Genomic DNA, 19100 nt, shown 5'->3' on the forward strand with positions numbered 1-19100 from the left:
TCCCAATATTTCCTGGTACTGTCCATGTTTCGAGATGACAAATCACAACTGCTTTGTTGTTCCGAACTGTAAATTCAGCACAGTGTAACCTGTCTTTGTCATTGCTCCAATCTATCCCACCTGACCTCCCCGCCGCGGCGGGGAGGAATTTGTCTCAAGTATCACTACTCTTATCTCATTACTTGATACTTGTTACTAATCAATAAGCCTTCGCAAACAATACCCTTCCGACGGAAGGATTGCCGGTCAGCACACATTTACCATCTTCTTTCACCTGGTCCAAAGGAATGCAGCGTATCGTGGCCTTGGTCTGCTCCTTGATTTTTTCCTCCGTCTCTGGAGTACCATCCCAGTGTGCAGAAACAAATCCGCCCTTACCATCAAGTACTTTTTGGAATTCCTCCCAGGTATCTACCGATGTGGTGTTCTCTTGTCGGAATTGCAATGCCTTTTGGTAAATGGTCGCCTGGATCTCTTCCAGCTTTTCGGTGATATAGGTACCAATCTCCACCTCCGCAAGATTGACCATTTCTTTGGAAAGGGTATCCCTTCTGGCGATCTCTATGGTATTATTGGCGAGGTCCCTTGGCCCCATGGCAATTCTCAGGGGAACCCCTTTCAGCTCATACTCAGCAAATTTCCATCCTGGCTTATGCGTATCACGATGGTCAAAATGCACGGATATGCCCAAAGGCTTCAACTTATCCATGATTTCATGGGCCTTTTCCTCTACCGCCTGCAATTCTTCCTCACTTCTGAATATCGGCACAATGACTACTTGGATAGGCGCCAGCTTAGGCGGAAGTACCAATCCATTATCATCGGAATGCGCCATGATCAATGCGCCCATCAAACGCGTACTTACGCCCCAAGAGGTGCCCCAAACGTGCTCCAGCCCTCCTTCTTTGGTGGCAAATTTCACATCAAAAGCATTGGCAAAGTTTTGTCCCAGAAAATGGGATGTACCCGCCTGCAGTGCCTTCCCGTCTTGCATCAGTGCTTCGATACAATACGTCTCCACTGCTCCGGCAAAACGCTCGCTGGCAGTTTTAATACCCTTTACCACCGGCATCCCCATATATTCTTCCGCAAACTGGGCATAGATATTCATCATCAACTCAGTCTCCTCTATGGCTTCTTCACGGGTGGCATGAGCGGTATGGCCCTCTTGCCACAAAAATTCCGCTGTTCGCAGAAACAACCTGGTCCGCATCTCCCACCTAACGACATTTGCCCATTGGTTTACTTTCAGCGGCAAGTCCCGGTAAGACTGGATCCAATTACGATAAGTGCTCCAGATTACCGTCTCCGAGGTAGGCCGCACGATCAGTTCCTCTTCAAGTTTAGCCTCAGGGTCCACGATCACCCCTTTGCCCCCTTCATCATTCTTTAAGCGATAGTGGGTCACCACAGCGCATTCTTTCGCAAATCCCTCCACGTGGCTGGCTTCCTTGGACAAATAAGATTTTGGAATGAACAAGGGGAAATAAGCATTGCTATGCCCTGTGTCCTTAAACATCTTATCCAGCTGCTGCTGCATTTTTTCCCAAATGGAATAGCCATAAGGCTTGATCACCATGCATCCTCTAACGGCGGAATTTTCCGCCAGGTCAGCCCTTTTTACCAATTCATTGTACCACTGTGAGTAGTCCTCACTTCTTTTAGGCAGTCCTTTGCTCATGAGTAAAATTTGTTGTTTTCGAAAAACTCTTTAACTTTCGTCCCTATTTTGGGGAGCAAATATAATTTAAAAAAATATAACCCTCCTCCCATGAGCACGTATATAGTGTTACGAGTTGTAAACTAAATAATTATGAAGAAAAATACCTCATATCGTTATCTTGCCCTCCTGGCTGCAGTAGGATTAGTTTCCTGTAGCAGTAGCTATAGTGCGATGCAGGGAGAAACAGATGACCTCTACTTTATGGCATCTGATGATGCAGTGGTTACTTCCAATGCTGTAACCAACAATACGCCTGAAAGTTTTGATAATTACAATCAGGTAAGTGCAACAAATCAGTACCAACAAGAGAGTTTTTCTGCTAAAAATGTCAATCCGGAATATGTCGCCAAATATCAGGTCCAAAATGATACGGTACCTGATGATGATATCGTGTATTTTGATGACAATACATCTACCCAAAGCACTACCACAGATGCTGAGGGCAATGTAAATGTTTATAATAATTTCTACGGATACAATGACCCGAGCGGTTCCAGTAGCAGAAACTCTTGGATGCCTTATATGTCCATGAACATGATGTACGGCCCTTGGGGCATGTACCCAGGTTTTGGCATGGGATTCTATGACCCCTTCTGGGGTCCCGGATACGGGTTTAGACCAGGCTTTAACATGTCCATTGGTTTTGGGATCGGATTCGGCATGGGCGGCTGGGGATACCGACCTTACAGTCCATTCTACGATCCTTTCTGGGGACCTCGCTATGCTTATGGTGGATACGGCGGTTACTATGGCGGCTATTATGGACGCCCAATCATCGTAAACAACATATATAGTGGAGAAAGCCGTCAGATCGTCAGAGCAGCGAGAACAAGCAGGGGCAGTGCCTCTCCCACCAGAGTAACCAGAAGAAGTGCTTCGGAGCCTGGTACTTCCCGCGCAGTGGCTCGCAGAAGTGCTGTGAGCAGAGTGGACGGCAACAGGTCCAGAAGTGACTTCAGCAGGTCTGAAAACGACTATATGAACGGCAGAAGTCGTGTAACGTCCGCATCTTCAAGCAGAAGAGCTACGAATTCAGCGGTCATGACCCGGCCTAGCAGTTCAGAAAGATCAAGAAGTGCTTATACCCCTCGTTCATCAAGCAACAGAAGGGAAGTTTCAACTCGTCCATCAAGCACTAATAGATTACGATCAAGCTATTCTACTCCTTCAAGGAGCACCTCTCCTTCTTATAATACCAGAAGCAGAAGCTCTTCAAGCAGCAGAACATACTCTACACCAAGTAGAACTAGATCAAACAGCAGTTATACACCTTCCAGAAGTAGCAGCAGTAGTAGAAGCTACAGCAGCGGCTCCTCGTCATCCAGGAGCTCAGGAGGCGCAAGCCGCAGTTCTGGAGGATCAAGAAGAGGGGGAAATTAATCCCCCTTTTTTTACCATTTTTTCCACTATCACCGTTATGTAATCAGAACCTTATTAGCAAAACATTGCACAGCTATCTGCATGGCTGAATGGAATCATATTATTAAAGAAATATGAAAAGTACTAAAACAACTATTATTTTGGGAATCTCCTTGCTTTTGGGAGGAATCTCCATTACACCCACATTAGGCCAAACCCTCGAAGATGCCTTAAGGTATAGCCAATATAATGCTACCGGCTCTGCAAGAATAATGGGAATCGGCAGAAGCCAATTTGCCATTGGCGGTGATGTTTCCAACATATCAGGAAACCCAGCAGGTCTTGGCTTTTTCAGAAAATCTGAATTCAGCTTTACGCCCTCCTATGGAAATTGGAAGTCTACCTCTTCCTTTATGGATCAACCTCAAGAGGACAATACAGGAAACTTTGCACTGCCCAATATCAGTATTGTCATGGCAAAAGTAAAGGATCCATTGAACCAAGATGCTTGGAGAGGACATTCCTTTGGTATTAGTTTCAATAGGATTAGCAACTTCAATAATACCTTTGGTTATTTTTCCACCATTGGTAGCCCTACTTCATTACTTGATTACTATGCTAGTGATTACAACAGGTATGGAGATCCAGCTATCGGGGATCCAGCCGGCCTTCCACTGGATGTCGGACTGGTAGTCAATGATGGAGGGACGTTCTATCCTTCTGATTTTACCTACAACCCTAATGATGACGGATCACCAAACTACGATAACCCAATTGCTCCCTTTCAAGATGAGTTGATTGAAAACGAAGGTAATCTCAGCCAAATCACCTTTGCGTATGGTGGAAATTACAAAAACAAACTATTTATTGGAGGATCATTGGGAATAACCTCTATAAATTATACGTCCCGTAAGGTTTTCAATGAAGAATTCATAGATCAGGATGGCAACAACTCGTTATATTATTCTTTGGCAGAAAACCTTTACCACAGTGGAGCCGGAGTCAATTTAAACCTAGGGGTGATATACAAACCTATCGATCAAATCAATATCGGAGCATCCTTCAGTTCACCTACTTGGGCTCGATATGATGAAGAATTCGACTCAGATATCTTTGCCGAATTTTATGATCTTAATGGTAATCCTGAATCCGAAGATGAAGCCTTTAGTGACATTTATATGTCCTCGATAAACCTCACCACTCCAATGAAGCTGAGCGGTGGTGTGGCATTCTTTATCAACAAAAACGGCTTTATTACAGCCGATGTAGACTATCTGAACTATTCATCCATGAACCTCTCCTCATCGGACTACAGGTTGGATGCTGCCAATGAAAACATAGACAATACACTGGGCAATGTCTTAAACTATCGCATAGGTGGTGAATGGCGTATCAATATGTTCAGATTAAGGGCCGGTACCGCTCTATATGGCGATCCATATAAAGACTCAGCATTAGACCGCTCAAAAACCCAATTTACTGGAGGAGCAGGGGTAAAACTGGCAAATATGTACGTGGATTTGGGCATCGTGCATAGTCAATTTGACTCATTTTATACCTCCTATCCAGGTGCCGAGCTGACCACTATCGACAATTCTAACACGCAAGGCCTCCTCACGCTCGGATTTAACTTCTAAAAAAAAATCAATTCAGATATCAGATGCTCAGTGGAAATATCATCTCCGCTGAGCATTATTTTTTATCGCCTCCAATGCCAATTCCCGGCAAAATGCATAAAAACATCCTTGGTGGCATATTTTCATTTCATTATTGTGCTTTATTAATTTGTTTAGCCACTTTTCTGTTTGCTTTAATTCGTCTTGATTTGGTTCTATATGGAATACTGTGGGTAAATTATCCACGGGACTGTCCCACTTGTGCGGATAGATCAGGGGAATAGTTTTGTTCCTACCGCACAAAGCCCCCTGGAGGCAACCTGATTTAACCAGGCTTAAATGCCTAGTGGCATTGGCCAGGACTCCCTTCTCACTATTTGTAGCTGACAGAAGTGTAAGCAGGGATGCTCCGTTAGGAGCATTAGCTTGGTAACAGAAATTGGATACAGCATCCTAACAGTGCCGTAGGTACTGGCCATGGGCAAGGAAAACATATATCATTATCGACTGCATCAGGAGCATGGGCACCCAAATTCATCCGTCCACGCGATGCTTCGATCTCCATAGCCCACTAGCGCTCAGTTTACCCATAGTAAATCATATAGAACCAGAAAAATAAGGTAGAAAAATCCTTCAATACATTAAAAACTTCTAAAAAAACTCATCAATTCAGATATCAGATGCTCAGTGGAAATATCATCTCCGCTGAGCATTATTTTTGCCTGCTCATAATACATCTCCCTGTCCGCCAAAAGGTCTTGTAGCTTTAGTCTGATCGCAGAGGTGTCCATCCCCCTAAACATCGGCCGCTTATCCGCCTCATTCTCCGTGAGCCGCAGAAGCAGTTGCTCGATGCTCACATTCAGGAAGACGGAAATCCCGCGCTGGTTGATCAGCTCCATATTTTCGTTGAAACAAGGAGCCCCACCACCTGTCGAAAGCAGAAAAGAAGAATCCCTATTCAGAAACTTTTCGATCATCTTGGTTTCCAGACGGCGAAAATACCCCTCTCCTTCGTCCATAAAAATATCGGGAATGCTCTTACCTTCCTCCTTTACGATCTCCTCATCCAGATCATAAAAATCAAAATCCAACTGTCTTGCGACAGCTTTGCCCAAGGTGGATTTCCCACTCCCGGGCATCCCTATCAAAACGATCTTTGCGGAATTATTCATTAATAACGGTAACTATTTTTCACTTCCTCCAGGTCGGGAGCATTGTTAATATGATATTTTTTCAGCACAGTACCATCTTTCAGCAGCACTATCCCCGGATTGGAGCGTATAATGGTCTTTAGCACAGTGGCATCACCAAAATAATAAGGAACCTCCCAACCTTGTACCGCCATCACCTGTTCTATTTCATCTGCCGCCGTCGCAGTGACAATCACCGTTTCCACCCCTTCGACATCCATGATATCATCCAAGTTACCTAGCTTTTTGGCATCCATCTTATCATAACTGCTGATCACAATCAACAATTTGTCCCCTTCCAAAATCGCTTCCGTAAAATCGCCCTCATCGTTCCATACTCCAAAATCGGCTATCTTGGGCAGCGCATCTGGGTTCTTCAGCTGCATGTCCACAAATTCATAACGCTCATCGGTAGGGTATTCATCCATCACGATTTCCTCTCCATCCTTTTTCATAATATAGCGATACTCCAGCACCCCTGATGGCTGCATGGCCTCGGTGATATCCACCCCTTCCTTATAAGCCCTAAAATCAATGAAAGGCAAATTACGAATCGCCAACACGGATAAAATGAGGCATACCACTGCACTCCCCCCTACCAACACAGAAGTGACCTTTGAGGTATTGTCAGGTAGATCTTTTCGCAGAACAAACAACACACCGATCATCACCACCAAGACAATATCCTTATAAAAACTCTGCCAAGGAGTAAGCTTAATGGCATCACCAAAACACCCACAATCGGTCACCTTGTTAAAGTAAGCCGAATAAAAGGTCAGAAACGTAAAAAACAGGATCAGTACCAGTAATAGGCTTACCGTAAGATTCCGCTTGTAATTTAAAAGCAACATAATGCCCAAAGCCACCTCTAAGACGATCAGAAAAACCGATAGCTCAAGCGAGAATGGTTTAAACACCTCAAAGAATGAGGCAATATCATTTGAAAACACTTCGAAGTATTCTTCAAGCTTAATGGAAGTCCCCACCGGGTCGTTGACTTTGATCAGGCCTGAAAAAATAAACAGCCCCCCAACCAAAAACCTGAACAGGGTCAATATGATTTTTTTAAGCATGCTCTTGTTCGTTTAACTTGATGAGACAAAATATGGCATAATTGATCATGTCCTGGTAATTGGCATCCACACCTTCCGAAGCAAGGGTTTTGCCGCTGTTGTCCTCTATTTGCTTTACGCGGTACAGTTTCATCAAAATGATATCAGTCATCGAAGACACACGCATATCACGCCACGCTTCCCCATAATCATGGTTTTTATTTTCCAGCAGTCCCCTTGTAGCGTCCACCCACTTTTCATATAGCGGTTCCAGCTCTTCATACCCTAATTCCAACCGCTCATCATTTATTAAATCCAATTGGATCAAGGCGATCAGGCAATAATTGACAATACCTATAAATTCATCCTGCACCGGATCCTGTACCCGCTGGGTTCCTTTATCTTGGATAGAACGGATGCGCTGGGCTTTGATAAAAATCTGATCGGTAATGGACGATAAGCGCAACACTCTCCACGCCGTCCCATAATCGACGGTTTTCTTCTTAAAAAGTTCTTTACAAAGGGTAATAACTTGATTATATTCGCTAACAGTTTGCGTTTTCAAAGCAATGATTGATTTTAATGAAAGATACTCCGAACTCATCTTCAGAGACCGAAGATAAATTATTTCCCTCAAAAATAACACTCCAAATCAAAGGAAAGCTTATTCTATTGGATGATCCTTGTGTAATGGGCATTCTCAATGTCACACCGGATTCATTTTATTCAGAAAGCCGCATCAGCCCCGATGAAAATAAATTGTTACAAAAAGCAGAAAAGCTACTTGGTGAAGGTGCGGCCATCCTTGACCTTGGAGGATACAGCAGTAGGCCCGGCGCCGCTGAAGTGACTACAGAAGATGAGATAAACCGCATTCTCCCCGCTGTAAAAGCCTTGAAAAAACACTTCCCCGCCGCCATCATTTCGGTGGATACTTTTAGGCACAAAGTCGCCGAAGCTGCCTTCTCAGAAGGAGCAGATATCATTAACGATATTTCCGGTGGCGAACTGGACAAAAAGATGATCCCCACCGTCGGAAAACTAAACATTCCCTACATCTGCATGCATATGCGTGGAAATCCTGAAACCATGCAGGACAAAACGGAGTATAATAACATAGAAAAGGATATTTTATTATTTTTTAACGAAAAATTGAACCAATGTTATAAAGCTGGCATTAAAGATGTAATAATTGACCCAGGGTTTGGTTTTGCCAAAACTTTGGTACAAAACTATAGGATTCTTAAAAATTTATCTTATTTTAAGACTATAAAAAACCCTATATTAGCTGGTGTCTCCAGAAAATCTATGATTTACAAAACTTTGGGCGTATCGCCCGAGGAGGCACTTAATGGAACAACGGCCCTCAATATGGCTGCGCTCCTTAACGGAGCAAAAATATTAAGAGTACACGACGTAAAAGAAGCTACTGAAACCGTAAAATTATATAAACAACTTTACCCTTGAATCTACTTTTCAAAATAGGATTTTTAGACATTTCCATCGTCAATATTATAGACATCACCTTGGTGAGTATCCTGATTTACCAGGTCTATAAATTGATGCGAGGCAGTGTGGCCATAAAAATCTTTTTGGGGTTCTTGTCCATTTACTTGGTTTATTTGGTGGTCAATGCTGCCAGAATGGAGCTCCTTTCCAGTATTTTGGGTCAGTTTATGGGCGTGGGTGTTATCGCGGCGATCATCCTTTTTGCACCTGAAATCCGAAAGTTCCTTTTAATTATCGGCAGAAGTTCTATCCTCTCCAATGAAAATGTCCTCCAAGAGCTCCTTTTTTGGAGAAAAAAGGAAACCAATGCATTTAACATCACCCCCATCATCGATGCCTGCAAATCGCTTTCTGGCACCAGTACCGGTGCGCTGATAGTTGTTTCACGAAATACAGAATTGAAATTTTACGCAGAAAGTGGTGACCTGATCGATGCTATTGTATCAAAAAGGTTATTGATCAGTATTTTCAACAAGTACAGCCCCTTGCATGACGGGGCGGTCATCCTATATAATGGCAAAGTAAAAGCAGCCAGGTGTATCCTGCCGGTTACGGAAAAAGAGGTTCCGGCCAAGTTTGGCCTTCGTCACCGTGCGGCGATCGGCATGTCCGAAGCAACAGACACTTTGGTACTGATCGTTTCGGAAGAAACCGGCCAGGTTTCCATGGCCAAAAACGGCAATATCCTGCACAATCTTTCTTTCCAAGAGATTCGTGAGATGCTCAACAACTACCTTACAGGGGTGGATATTGACGATAAATTTGAAATGATCAGTTCTTTTGAAAGCAGGAAGTTAAAGTCCCGCCCTGCTGAGGCGTAAGGTGGATATTTCACTCATGCCGCGACTTAGGGCCACGGCATGAATGAAACCAGTCCGGCTAAGGCGGACCAACCTTTACCTCAAATCACCCCAAGTTCCTTCCCTACTTCCGTAAAGGCTTTAATTGCCGTATCCAAATGTCCTCGATCATGGGCGGCTGATATCTGCACGCGGATCCTGGCTTGGCCTTTTGGCACCACTGGGTAATAAAAACCTATCACATACACGCCCCGCTCAAGGAGCTTCTCGGCCATCTGCTGGGAAAGCACCGCATCATACAGCATTATTGGAACGATCGGATGGACACCAGGCTTGATATCAAAACCGGCTTCAGTCATTTTCTCCCTGAAATAAGTGGTGTTTTCTTCCAATTTGTCCCGGAGTTCGGTCGTTTCCGAAAGTAAATCAAAAACAGCGATAGAAGCTCCCGTAATGGCAGGCGCAAGGGTATTGGAGAAAAGATAAGGCCGCGAACGCTGACGTAGAATGTCTATGATTTCCTTTCTGCCCGAGGTAAATCCTCCTGAGGCACCTCCAAGTGCTTTCCCTAATGTACCGGTAATAATATCCATTTTGCCCATCACCCCTTTCAGCTCATGTACACCGCGTCCTGTTTTACCGATGAATCCAGTCGAATGGCACTCATCGGACATCACCAGCGCATCATACTTCTCGGCCAGGGCGACGATCTTATCCATCTGGGCAATGGTACCATCCATGGAAAAGGCCCCATCTGTCACGATAATTTTTTGCTTTGCCCCTTTTTCATTGGCATCCTTCAACTGGACTTCCAAGTCCTCCATATCATTGTGCTTGAAACGGAATCTCATTGCTTTACAAAGCCGTACACCGTCAATGATGGAAGCATGGTTCAAGGCGTCGGAGATAATGGCATCCTCAGGCCCTAAAATAGGCTCAAAAACACCCCCATTGGCATCAAAAGCCGCCGCATATAGGATCGTATCTTCGGTACCCAAAAACTCACTAATCTTCTTCTCCAGCTCTTTGTGGATATCCTGCGTGCCACAGATAAACCTCACTGAAGACATCCCATAGCCATGGCTATCTATTGCTTTCTTAGCGGCTTCTATCACCTTGGGATGACTGGAAAGCCCCAAGTAATTATTAGCGCAAAAATTCAGCACCTTCTTCCCATCCCCGGTGGTGATTTCTGCTCCCTGTGGAGAAGTAATCACCCGTTCTGACTTATACAGCCCCAAATTACTTATTTCTTTCAGTTCCTTTTCTAATTTTGGTTTTAAACTTTCGTACATGATATATTTGGATTTTATTTCGTATTATTGTAATTGAAAAACTTTCATATAAAAGTAGTTTAAAATATTTACAATCGGTAAAATTGAATTTATTAATTTTGCGTAAACTCGTATTGTATATTAGGCCACGTTATGAGAGCCAAAAATGCGTGAAAATCAATTTCTGACCGTAGAAGAAAGGTTAACGCATATTTCGAGTTAATATAAACCCTAAACGTAAAAAAGCCCTTGTTCATTCATGACAAGGCTCATAGAGATTATGGAAACAATTCTTATCACTGGAGCTGCAGGTCAACTGGGTTCCGAACTTACCTTGGCTCTCGCCCACATGTACGGGGGTGACCGTATCATAGCCACGGACATCAACGAAGCCTCAGCTCATAAGTTTGACTATTGCCGCTTTATGCCCCTGGACGTAATGGACAATCAAAAAATAGCTGAGATAGTAAAAACCGAAAAGGTTACCCAGATCTATCACCTTGCAGCCATCCTTTCAGCCACCAGTGAAAAGAATCCGATTTTTGCCTGGAACCTAAACATGGAAAGCCTCCTTTCCATTTTGGAAATAGCCAGGGAACAAAAGCTTAACAAAATCTATTGGCCTTCCTCCATCGCAGTTTTTGGCCCCAATACACCTATGCAAGACACCCCTCAGGACTGTGTGATGGATCCAAACACGGTTTATGGCATTTCCAAACAAGCCGGGGAAAGATGGTGCGCTTATTATTATGAAAAATACGGTGTGGATGTAAGGAGCTTACGTTATCCTGGTCTGATCGGCTACAAGTCCATGCCTGGTGGCGGCACCACAGACTACGCTGTAGATATCTTTCACAAGGCCATTGAAGGCGAGGACTTTGAGTGTTTCCTGAACGAGGACACCTATCTGCCCATGATGTATATGGATGATGCCATCAAGGCTACCCTGGACCTGATGCACGCCCCTTCCGCGCAAATAAAAGTACGTTCCAGCTATAACCTTGGCGGTATCAGTTTTTCTCCCAAAGAAATTTATGCATGCATCAAACAGCATTATCCAAATTTCAACATCACCTTCAAGCCTGATTTCAGGCAACAAATTGCAGATACCTGGCCAGACAGCATCGACGACAGCGCTGCCAAAAATGACTGGGGATGGAAACATTCTTACGGTTTGGAAGAAATGACTAAGGATATTTTAGCTAACTTACCGGCCTATTTGGTACACCTAAAATAGAATTTGAATGAAAAAACTACTGCCATATGTCCTTTTGATGGGATTTACTTTTGCATGCGACAAGCCGGCAGAAGAGACCGCAAACGAAGAGATGACCACAGAGCATACCTCAGAACCAGCAGACAAAATTCTTCAACAGAAGGGGTCTACCTGGTTCACCTATGAGGGCACTGTACCTTGTGAGGATTGCAGCGGTATCAAGATGACATTGCGATTAGAAAACCGGGCCGAAAAGGATACAAGAGAATACAAGCTTACCCAAGTCTATCTGGACACTCCAGATGGCAATAGAACCTTTGAATCCTCAGGTGTTTATGAAGTTTCTTATGGGATGGAAGGGAATCCCGGAGCCATGGTCATCACCTTGCTGGACGGTCAGGAAAATCCCGTCAAACATTTTCTTCAGGAAAAGGACAGTGATAAGTTCATTATGCTTGACATCAACAAAAAGAAAATAAAATCCGATCTTAATTATTCGTTGATCATAAAATAAAGAGACTGTCCCATAAGCAGTCTTTTCGATCCTCCTTGGACACAAAAAAGGAGGAATCTCACATCACACTTGTAAATGCGCATTTGAGATTCCTTCCCAATGTATCGGGGTCGGAATGGCAATGAGCCAGGCTTTTATTTTTTATCCAATATCTTCTCCTTCTGAAAACCCAAAAGCACATCACCATCAGGATAAACCATCACAGGCCTTTTGATCATACTGCTATTGGCCACCAATACGGGGATCGCTGTACTAGCCTCATCCATCCCGTCTTTTTCTTCCTCAGATAGTTTTCTGTAAGTGGTTCCCCTTTTATTGACCAATTGCGCAAGTGGCACCTTTTCCAAAAAAACCTCCAAAAGCTTGGCCGTCGGAGGCGTCTTTTTATAATCCACAAATTCGTAGGCGACCCCTTCTTCTTCCAGTAATTTAAAGGTCTTTTTCATGGTATCACAGTTCTTGATACCGTACACAGCAAGTTTAGCACCCATAATTCAAATTATACTATTTCATTAAGTGAGGCTTCATTGGCTTCGAGGATATGAGCTACATGCTCATCTGTCAAAGCAGCACTCAAAAAGAGACTTTCAAATTGGGATGGTGGCAAGTATACACCTCGCTTCAACATGGCCTGGAAATATTTCCCGAATAATGCAGTATCAGCTGTTTTTGCTGTCTCAAAATCCACCACTTTCTCGGATGTAAAAAACAAACTGTACATACTTCCAAGATGCGTCATGGTATAGTCCAGGCCCATTTTGTCAAGAGTACCTTTTACACCAGCCACCAGCCTGCTCCCTGTTTGGTCAAGTTTCTTGTACACTTCCGGATGCTGAGAGAGATAATCCAGCATGGCCATTCCCGCAGCCGTGGCGATGGGGTTTCCAGACAAGGTACCCGCTTGATAAACGGGCCCAACAGGCGAAACAAAATCCATGATTTCCTTCTTTCCTCCATATGCGCCCACAGGCATGCCGCCACCGATGATTTTACCCATGGTAGTCAAATCCGGTGTAACACCAAACACTTCTTGGGCGCCTCCAGGAGCAAGACGAAAACCGGTCATTACTTCATCGAAAATCAGAACAATACCTTCCTCATCACATAACTTTCTAAGGCCTTGCAGAAAGCCTTCTTCTGGCAATACCAATCCCATATTCCCCGGCACAGGCTCTAAAATAATCGCAGCCACTTCATCCCTATTCGCCTCCACCACTTCCTTCACGGCATTCAGATCATTATATGGAGCCAATAGGGTATCCTTTGCGGTGCCCTTGGTTACCCCTGGAGAATTAGGGGCTCCCATCGTAATCGCTCCTGATCCAGCAGCAATCAAGAATGAATCGCCATGACCATGGTAATTTCCTTCAAATTTGATAAACTTATCACGGCCGGTATATCCCCTGGCGAGCCTTACTGCAGACATGGTGGCTTCGGTCCCGGAGTTGACCATCCTTACTTTTTCTACAGAAGGGACCATCTTACAGATCAATTCAGCGATATCGATTTCTTTTGCCGTAGGTGCGCCAAATGACGTTCCATTTTCAACAGCCTTGATGATCGCCTCATTTATTGCTGGATGGTTATGCCCCAAAATCATCGGCCCCCAGCTATTGATCAGCTCAATGTAGCGGTTATCATCCTCGTCATAGAGATAGGCTCCTTCCGCCTTTTTGATGAACAGGGGATCTCCACCTACAGCCTTAAAAGCCCTCACTGGTGAGTTTACACCTCCTGGTATGAAATTTTGAGCATTAAAAAAAAGCGACTTACTATTTTGGATATTCATTAAAACGTGTTATTTTATTTCCTTAATTTCACCTTCATTAAGTTTCAGTACAGGTACATACCGATTGGATTGGCTCCCATTAAAGTCCAGTCCAAAACCAAGATCAGATTGGACTGCACCTTGTCTATTGAGATTTTTTCTAAAATCAAATCCGGCAGTGGCATTGACCGAGCCTGCCACCCACTTCATCAGCTCGAAGCCAATGTAAGCATTGGAGCCAGGATAGGTGCTGTATTTTTCAAAAAAACGAAACCTGAAATCTTCTGTTTGCGACTTACTAAAGTCCACCGTATTGTTTCCGATATAATTCAGGTCATTGCCTTCCAGCATTTCAAAATTGGCAAAATTAAAATACAGCCAACTGTCCATCACAAAAATAGGAACACTGGTACTGAGAGATTCCAACAGAGACAAGGTAGGTGAGGCGATATAAGGATCATCTGAGAATATGACGATTTGGTCAGCACGCGCGGTCATGCCCGGCTTTAGCCCTACATTGGACAAAAAGTCCCGAATGTTGCTAGCCCCTACTTTCTCATTGAATACAATGCGATACCCTCGTTTAGAGGCCTCTTCAGCCAACTGACGTGCCATCAACTCATCCCGCGAGGAACCCGAGTAGGCAATTGCTATCCGGTTTCCGGCCACATGCTTTCTGCCATAGTTCAATAACTTGTCAACAATCACTTCGGTAGAAGGCCTGAAAAGATAGGCATAATCGGTATCACCAAACGTCTCCTTGATATTGGAAAGCGGATTGATGAATGGAATTTTATGACGGTCTGCAAAATTGGCCACCAACGCTGTTTCTTCAGGATAAATAGGCCCTATAATAATATCCGCCTTGTTGAAAAACGGATCGGACAGAATTTTTTGTACTACGGCATTTTTTCTTTCCGTGTCAAAAGTCTTTACATTGATGTCCATTCCTTTGCTCTTGGCATCCTTAATGGCCATGTCCAAACCTTGATAAAGCTCAAAAACAAAGTTCCCCCCGTCCAGGCTCCTAACACCTGAACCACCTTGATAGTTAAACGGAAGCACAATGGCTACATCCAACGTATTGTTTTTAATCCTATCCAATACCCGTCCATCTCCTTCTTTTCCGGCCAGGTTCATATCGTTCAGTTCTGCCAACAGTTTCTTCTCATTGGAAGAAAGTACCGATTGTTGTAGTAATTTCTCTTTCAAGGCCAGGCTGTATCCTTTGTTTTCTTTAAAAGAAGCATAATGCGCCACCAGCAAACTTACGGTCACGCTATTACTGCAATAATCATAACTGGCCCGATAGCTTTCCTCTTTGATTGCTTCGCCATCGATTTTCCCCATAGCCTTCAGTCCGTCATAGGCTTGGTTCAGTGAAAAATTGGTAGTCCCCAATAAGTACAAGGCCTCATCTTCTTTCTCCCAGTTGTAATCGGTCACCAGCTGCTCCAAGGTCACTTTGGCAAGCTGGTACTGTTGGTTTTTATTGGCTGCCCTTGCAAAATGATAGTGGGCATATAAGGCCAGCTTTCCATAATTATTATAATCCAAATAAGGCCTCAGCTGCTCCATCGCCTCCTCTGGACTTCCGCTGTCAATCAATCTCACGGCAGAGCTGTAGCCTGTCCCTGTCTGCTGGGCCAGCACTGGACTGCCCAACAATATGACAAGCAATAAAAATATGTTTATCTTTCTCATGGGTAAATTTTACTTACAATCATTTTGAAGACACTGGCTGCCCTGTCCAAAATAGCAGGTAGTTCATTTTGAATGATGTGAAACTGAGCAGCCTCTAAACAACCAGTGTCCGTCCACGGTTAAACTCAAATTCTATACCTTATTTAAGACGGATTACGAATTTAATTGATTTTGAAACAAAACCACATAAAAAAAGCCTGATTTACATCAGGCTTTTGCTTTATTCCCATTCAATGGTCGCAGGCGGCTTAGAGCTGATGTCATACACCACTCGATTGACCCCTTTTACCTTATTGATAATTTCATTGGATATTTTTCCCAAAAACTCGTACGGCAAATGCACCCAGTCAGCGGTCATGCCATCCACAGACGTCACCGCCCTCAGCGCTATCACTTGTTCATAGGTCCGCTCATCTCCCATCACACCTACAGACTGAACAGGAAGCAAAATCGCACCTGCCTGCCACACGCTATCATAGAGCTTATCGTCTTTAAGGCCTTGGATGAAGATATGATCGACCTCTTGCAGAATGGCCACTTTCGCTGGGGTAATGTCTCCCAAAATCCGAATAGCCAGTCCTGGCCCAGGAAATGGATGCCTCCCAATGATATTCTCAGGAATCTGCAGTGCACGCCCCACTTCCCTTACTCCATCCTTAAACAGGGTATTGAGTGGCTCCACCACCTTCAATTTCATAAAATCCGGCAAACCACCTACATTATGGTGCGACTTGATCGTGGCAGAAGGCCCATTTACAGAAACAGATTCAATGACATCAGGATAGATCGTTCCCTGACCAAGCCATTTTACTCCTTGGATTTTATGCGCCTCATCGTCAAAGACTTCGATAAAAGTATTCCCGATCGCCTTTCGTTTATCTTCAGGATCACTCTTTCCAGCCAAAGCATCATAAAAACGCTGCTTGGCATCCACCCCGATCACATTCAGACCAAGGTACTTATAGGAATCGAGCACTTCTTCGTATTCATTTTTTCGCAACAGGCCATTGTCCACAAATACACAGGTCAGGTTATCCCCTATCGCCCTGTGGATCAGCGTCGCGGCCACAGAAGAATCCACTCCTCCTGACAGGCCCATGACCACTTTATCCCCCCCGATCTTCTCCTTCAATTCATCAATGGTCGCATCGATAAACACATCAGAAGTCCAATCCTGACTGCACCCACAAATCTGCACGACAAAATTTCTCAGCACGTTTTTGCCCTCCTCAGAATGCGTTACTTCCGGGTGAAACTGGATACCAAATGTCTGCTCATTTGGCACCTTAAATGCAGCCACCTTCACCGAAGCAGTACTGGAAATTATCTCCCAGCCATCCGGGAGGTCCTTGATCGTATCACCATGGGACATCCACACTTGGGAGCCATGCGAGACCTCATGAAACAAATCATTGTGCTTGTCGATAAAATTCAGGTTGGCCCGGCCGTATTCCCTGATTTCAGAAGGCGCCACATTGCCGCCATACTTTTGGGCGAGCAATTGGGATCCATAGCAAACACCCAAAAGGGGCAATTTACCTCTGAACTGCTCAAGGTCTATATCTGGAGAGCCTTCATCCCTAACCGAGCAGGGGCTGCCCGATAGGATCACACCTTTTATATCGGAGGTGATTTCCGGGATGTTGTTATAGGGGTGGATTTCACAGTACACATCGAGTTCTCTTACTCTTCTGGCAATAAGCTGTGTGTACTGGGATCCAAAATCTAGGATAAGTATCTGTTCTGCCATGCGCAAAGGTAATCACACTTCCATTAACGGAAAAGCCGGAACTGAAAATTTCGAAATTTTATTTGGAAAAAAAATGTCACCCTTTGCTTTCGCTCAGGGTGACATTCCGATCTTCTATGGTAATCTAAAAGATTTACAGTCTAACTATTTGTGGTTATATTCTCACACCGGTATTTCCTCCCCCTTCAAGGGTAATGCTTACAGGCTTGTTGGTTTTCCAAGAACCTCCTGTAAAGTCCGGCACATCGATGGAAGTGGCCCTATTGGCCACAGACCATTCGGACAGTGGTGAGATCGCACTCCAAAGCGCAGCGTCATACACATCCTGATCCAGGGGAAGGCCATTTCTCAGGCAATCCACCAGTCTCCAGGTCATCATAAAGTCCATGCCACCATGACCACCGATCTTTTTGGCCATTTCACCCACTTTTTTGGTGATTTCTGGCGTATATTTTTCTTCCAGTTCAGTCATCTGCTCATCCGAAAACCAGCGGTGTCCTGTTGCCACACCTTGCTTAGGCCATTTTCTGGCGATGCCTTTGGTACCGCTGACCAAGTGAATTCTTGAATATGGCCTTGGAGAAGTCACATCGTGCTGGATCATGATGGACTTGCCTTTCTTGGTTTTCACCATGGTCGTATTCAGGTTGCCACGGAACTGCATATTGGCATATGAGGCAAAGAAATCATCATCCTCTGCCAGTTCCTGGGCGTGCTTCTGCATCATGAAATCATTGCTGGACAAGGAGGTCAGGTAATCCATCTGGTCACCCCTGTTGATGTCCATGACTTGGCAGATTGGACCTAAGCCGTGTGTCGCATAGAGGTTGCCGTTTCTGTGGGCGTTTTCCTTAAGCCTCCACATGTCCTCATAGCCACCTTCTTTCTTAAAGTTTAGCCCCAGCAGATCATGCAGATAAGCACCTTCTCCGTGGATCACATCCCCAAAGAAGCCGTCCCTGGCCATATTGAGCGTCATCATTTCGAAGAAATCATAGCAGCAATTCTCCATCATCATGCAGTGCTTCTTGGTACGCTCGGAGGTCTCCACCAGCTCCCAGCATTCCTCTAGCGTCTTGGCAGCAGGCACCTCGATGGCCACGTGCTTGTCAGACTCCATTGCATGCACGGCCATTGGCACGTGCCACTCCCAAGGCGTTAGTATAAACACAATATCCAGGTCATCACGATCCACCAGCTTTTTCCAAGCATAGGCCGACCCAGAATAGGTATCCGGATCATGCGGGGAATCCTTCAGCATTTCCTTCACCTTGTCCACTTTCTCGGGAACCAGGTCACAGATTGCTTTGATCTCTACGCCTTTTATCTTACTCATTCGTTCCACATGTCCAGGACCTCGCATGCCCAAGCCTATAAAGCCAGCCCGTACCGTATCCAACTTAGGAGCACCGTAACCCGACATGTTAAATCGTTGGTTATTTTTTCTTTTGCTCTGTCTTAATACTTCGTCCAACTGTGGCTGGGTAAACCCGCTCATACCAGCTCCTACCAACCCCATACCTGCAAGCCCGGAAAGCTTAAGAAAATCTCTTCTATTATTGCTCATAATGATGACTTTTATGGTTAGTGTAATTATTAATTTTCCAAAACAGCTTTGTTCC

Annotated in this window: 16 protein-coding genes; 6 read left to right on the forward strand and 10 right to left on the reverse strand. The window is 44.5% G+C overall.

The window, feature by feature from the left end; all coding sequences use genetic code 11:
* Nucleotides 1-199: 199 nt before the first annotated feature.
* Nucleotides 200-1681, reverse strand: coding sequence for a proline--tRNA ligase (gene proS / locus FKX85_RS00660; protein ID WP_141612914.1), 1482 nt, complete (start codon nucleotides 1679-1681; stop codon nucleotides 200-202).
* Nucleotides 1682-1813: 132 nt separating this feature from the next.
* Between proS and FKX85_RS00665 the strand changes: the two genes are divergently transcribed.
* A complete protein-coding gene (locus FKX85_RS00665) occupies nucleotides 1814-3103 on the forward strand; it encodes a hypothetical protein (protein ID WP_141612915.1) in 1290 nt (429 codons plus the stop codon).
* Between the two features lie 113 nt (nucleotides 3104-3216).
* Nucleotides 3217-4719, forward strand: coding sequence for an OmpP1/FadL family transporter (locus tag FKX85_RS00670; protein ID WP_229239725.1), 1503 nt, complete (start codon nucleotides 3217-3219; stop codon nucleotides 4717-4719).
* A gap of 620 nt (nucleotides 4720-5339) precedes the next feature.
* Here FKX85_RS00670 and FKX85_RS00675 read toward each other — a convergent pair.
* From FKX85_RS00675 to FKX85_RS00685, 3 genes are read right to left on the reverse strand one after another with little or no spacing between them, the layout of a single operon-like run.
* The gene (locus tag FKX85_RS00675) at nucleotides 5340-5873 is read right to left on the reverse strand and encodes a shikimate kinase (RefSeq protein WP_141612916.1); all 534 of its coding nucleotides are present in this window, start codon (nucleotides 5871-5873) and stop codon (nucleotides 5340-5342) included.
* Nucleotides 5873-6964 (reverse strand): BT_3928 family protein, encoded by a 1092-nt coding sequence (locus FKX85_RS00680; protein WP_141612917.1) that lies wholly within the window; start codon nucleotides 6962-6964, stop codon nucleotides 5873-5875. The genes FKX85_RS00675 and FKX85_RS00680 overlap by 1 nt, the downstream gene beginning before the upstream one ends.
* The gene (locus FKX85_RS00685; RefSeq protein ID WP_141612918.1) at nucleotides 6957-7508 is read right to left on the reverse strand and encodes a DUF1599 domain-containing protein; all 552 of its coding nucleotides are present in this window, start codon (nucleotides 7506-7508) and stop codon (nucleotides 6957-6959) included. The genes FKX85_RS00680 and FKX85_RS00685 overlap by 8 nt, the downstream gene beginning before the upstream one ends.
* A gap of 17 nt (nucleotides 7509-7525) precedes the next feature.
* On the opposite strand from FKX85_RS00685, the gene folP reads away from it, so the two are divergent.
* The gene (gene folP, locus FKX85_RS00690) at nucleotides 7526-8410 is read left to right on the forward strand and encodes a dihydropteroate synthase (RefSeq protein ID WP_141612919.1); all 885 of its coding nucleotides are present in this window, start codon (nucleotides 7526-7528) and stop codon (nucleotides 8408-8410) included.
* Nucleotides 8407-9273 carry a diadenylate cyclase CdaA gene (cdaA, locus tag FKX85_RS00695; RefSeq protein WP_141612920.1) on the forward strand — a complete coding sequence of 289 codons (867 nt, stop codon included), beginning with the start codon at nucleotides 8407-8409 and terminating at the stop codon, nucleotides 9271-9273. Before folP ends, cdaA begins: the two co-directional genes overlap by 4 nt.
* A gap of 80 nt (nucleotides 9274-9353) precedes the next feature.
* Here the strand turns inward: cdaA and kbl are convergent, their stop codons facing one another.
* Nucleotides 9354-10547 (reverse strand): glycine C-acetyltransferase, encoded by a 1194-nt coding sequence (gene kbl, locus FKX85_RS00700; protein WP_141612921.1) that lies wholly within the window; start codon nucleotides 10545-10547, stop codon nucleotides 9354-9356.
* Nucleotides 10548-10806: 259 nt separating this feature from the next.
* On the opposite strand from kbl, the gene FKX85_RS00705 reads away from it, so the two are divergent.
* Together FKX85_RS00705 and FKX85_RS00710 are read left to right on the forward strand one after the other, a co-directional pair.
* Nucleotides 10807-11763, forward strand: a complete 957-nt coding sequence (locus FKX85_RS00705) for an NAD-dependent epimerase/dehydratase family protein (RefSeq protein ID WP_141612922.1) — start codon at nucleotides 10807-10809, stop codon at nucleotides 11761-11763.
* 7 nt (nucleotides 11764-11770) lie between these two features.
* A complete protein-coding gene (locus tag FKX85_RS00710; protein WP_141612923.1) occupies nucleotides 11771-12256 on the forward strand; it encodes a copper resistance protein NlpE in 486 nt (161 codons plus the stop codon).
* A gap of 134 nt (nucleotides 12257-12390) precedes the next feature.
* Here FKX85_RS00710 and FKX85_RS00715 read toward each other — a convergent pair whose 3' ends face one another.
* The 5 genes from FKX85_RS00715 to FKX85_RS00735 all read right to left on the reverse strand — a co-directional run bounded on the left by FKX85_RS00715 (nucleotide 12391) and on the right by FKX85_RS00735 (nucleotide 19045).
* Nucleotides 12391-12747 carry a Spx/MgsR family RNA polymerase-binding regulatory protein gene (locus FKX85_RS00715; RefSeq protein WP_141612924.1) on the reverse strand — a complete coding sequence of 119 codons (357 nt, stop codon included), beginning with the start codon at nucleotides 12745-12747 and terminating at the stop codon, nucleotides 12391-12393.
* A gap of 8 nt (nucleotides 12748-12755) precedes the next feature.
* On the reverse strand, nucleotides 12756-14045 hold the full coding sequence (gene hemL / locus FKX85_RS00720) for a glutamate-1-semialdehyde 2,1-aminomutase (protein ID WP_141612925.1): 1290 nt from the start codon (nucleotides 14043-14045) through the stop codon (nucleotides 12756-12758).
* 9 nt (nucleotides 14046-14054) lie between these two features.
* Nucleotides 14055-15728, reverse strand: a complete 1674-nt coding sequence (locus FKX85_RS00725; protein ID WP_141612926.1) for an ABC transporter substrate-binding protein — start codon at nucleotides 15726-15728, stop codon at nucleotides 14055-14057.
* A 220-nt stretch (nucleotides 15729-15948) separates the two neighbouring features.
* Nucleotides 15949-17478, reverse strand: coding sequence for a glutamine-hydrolyzing GMP synthase (guaA, locus tag FKX85_RS00730; RefSeq protein ID WP_141612927.1), 1530 nt, complete (start codon nucleotides 17476-17478; stop codon nucleotides 15949-15951).
* A 154-nt stretch (nucleotides 17479-17632) separates the two neighbouring features.
* The gene (locus tag FKX85_RS00735) at nucleotides 17633-19045 is read right to left on the reverse strand and encodes a Gfo/Idh/MocA family protein (RefSeq protein WP_141612928.1); all 1413 of its coding nucleotides are present in this window, start codon (nucleotides 19043-19045) and stop codon (nucleotides 17633-17635) included.
* Nucleotides 19046-19100 lie beyond the last annotated feature (55 nt).

Origin of the sequence: Echinicola soli, assembly GCF_006575665.1 — a bacterium.
GTDB lineage: Bacteria > Bacteroidota > Bacteroidia > Cytophagales > Cyclobacteriaceae > Echinicola > Echinicola soli.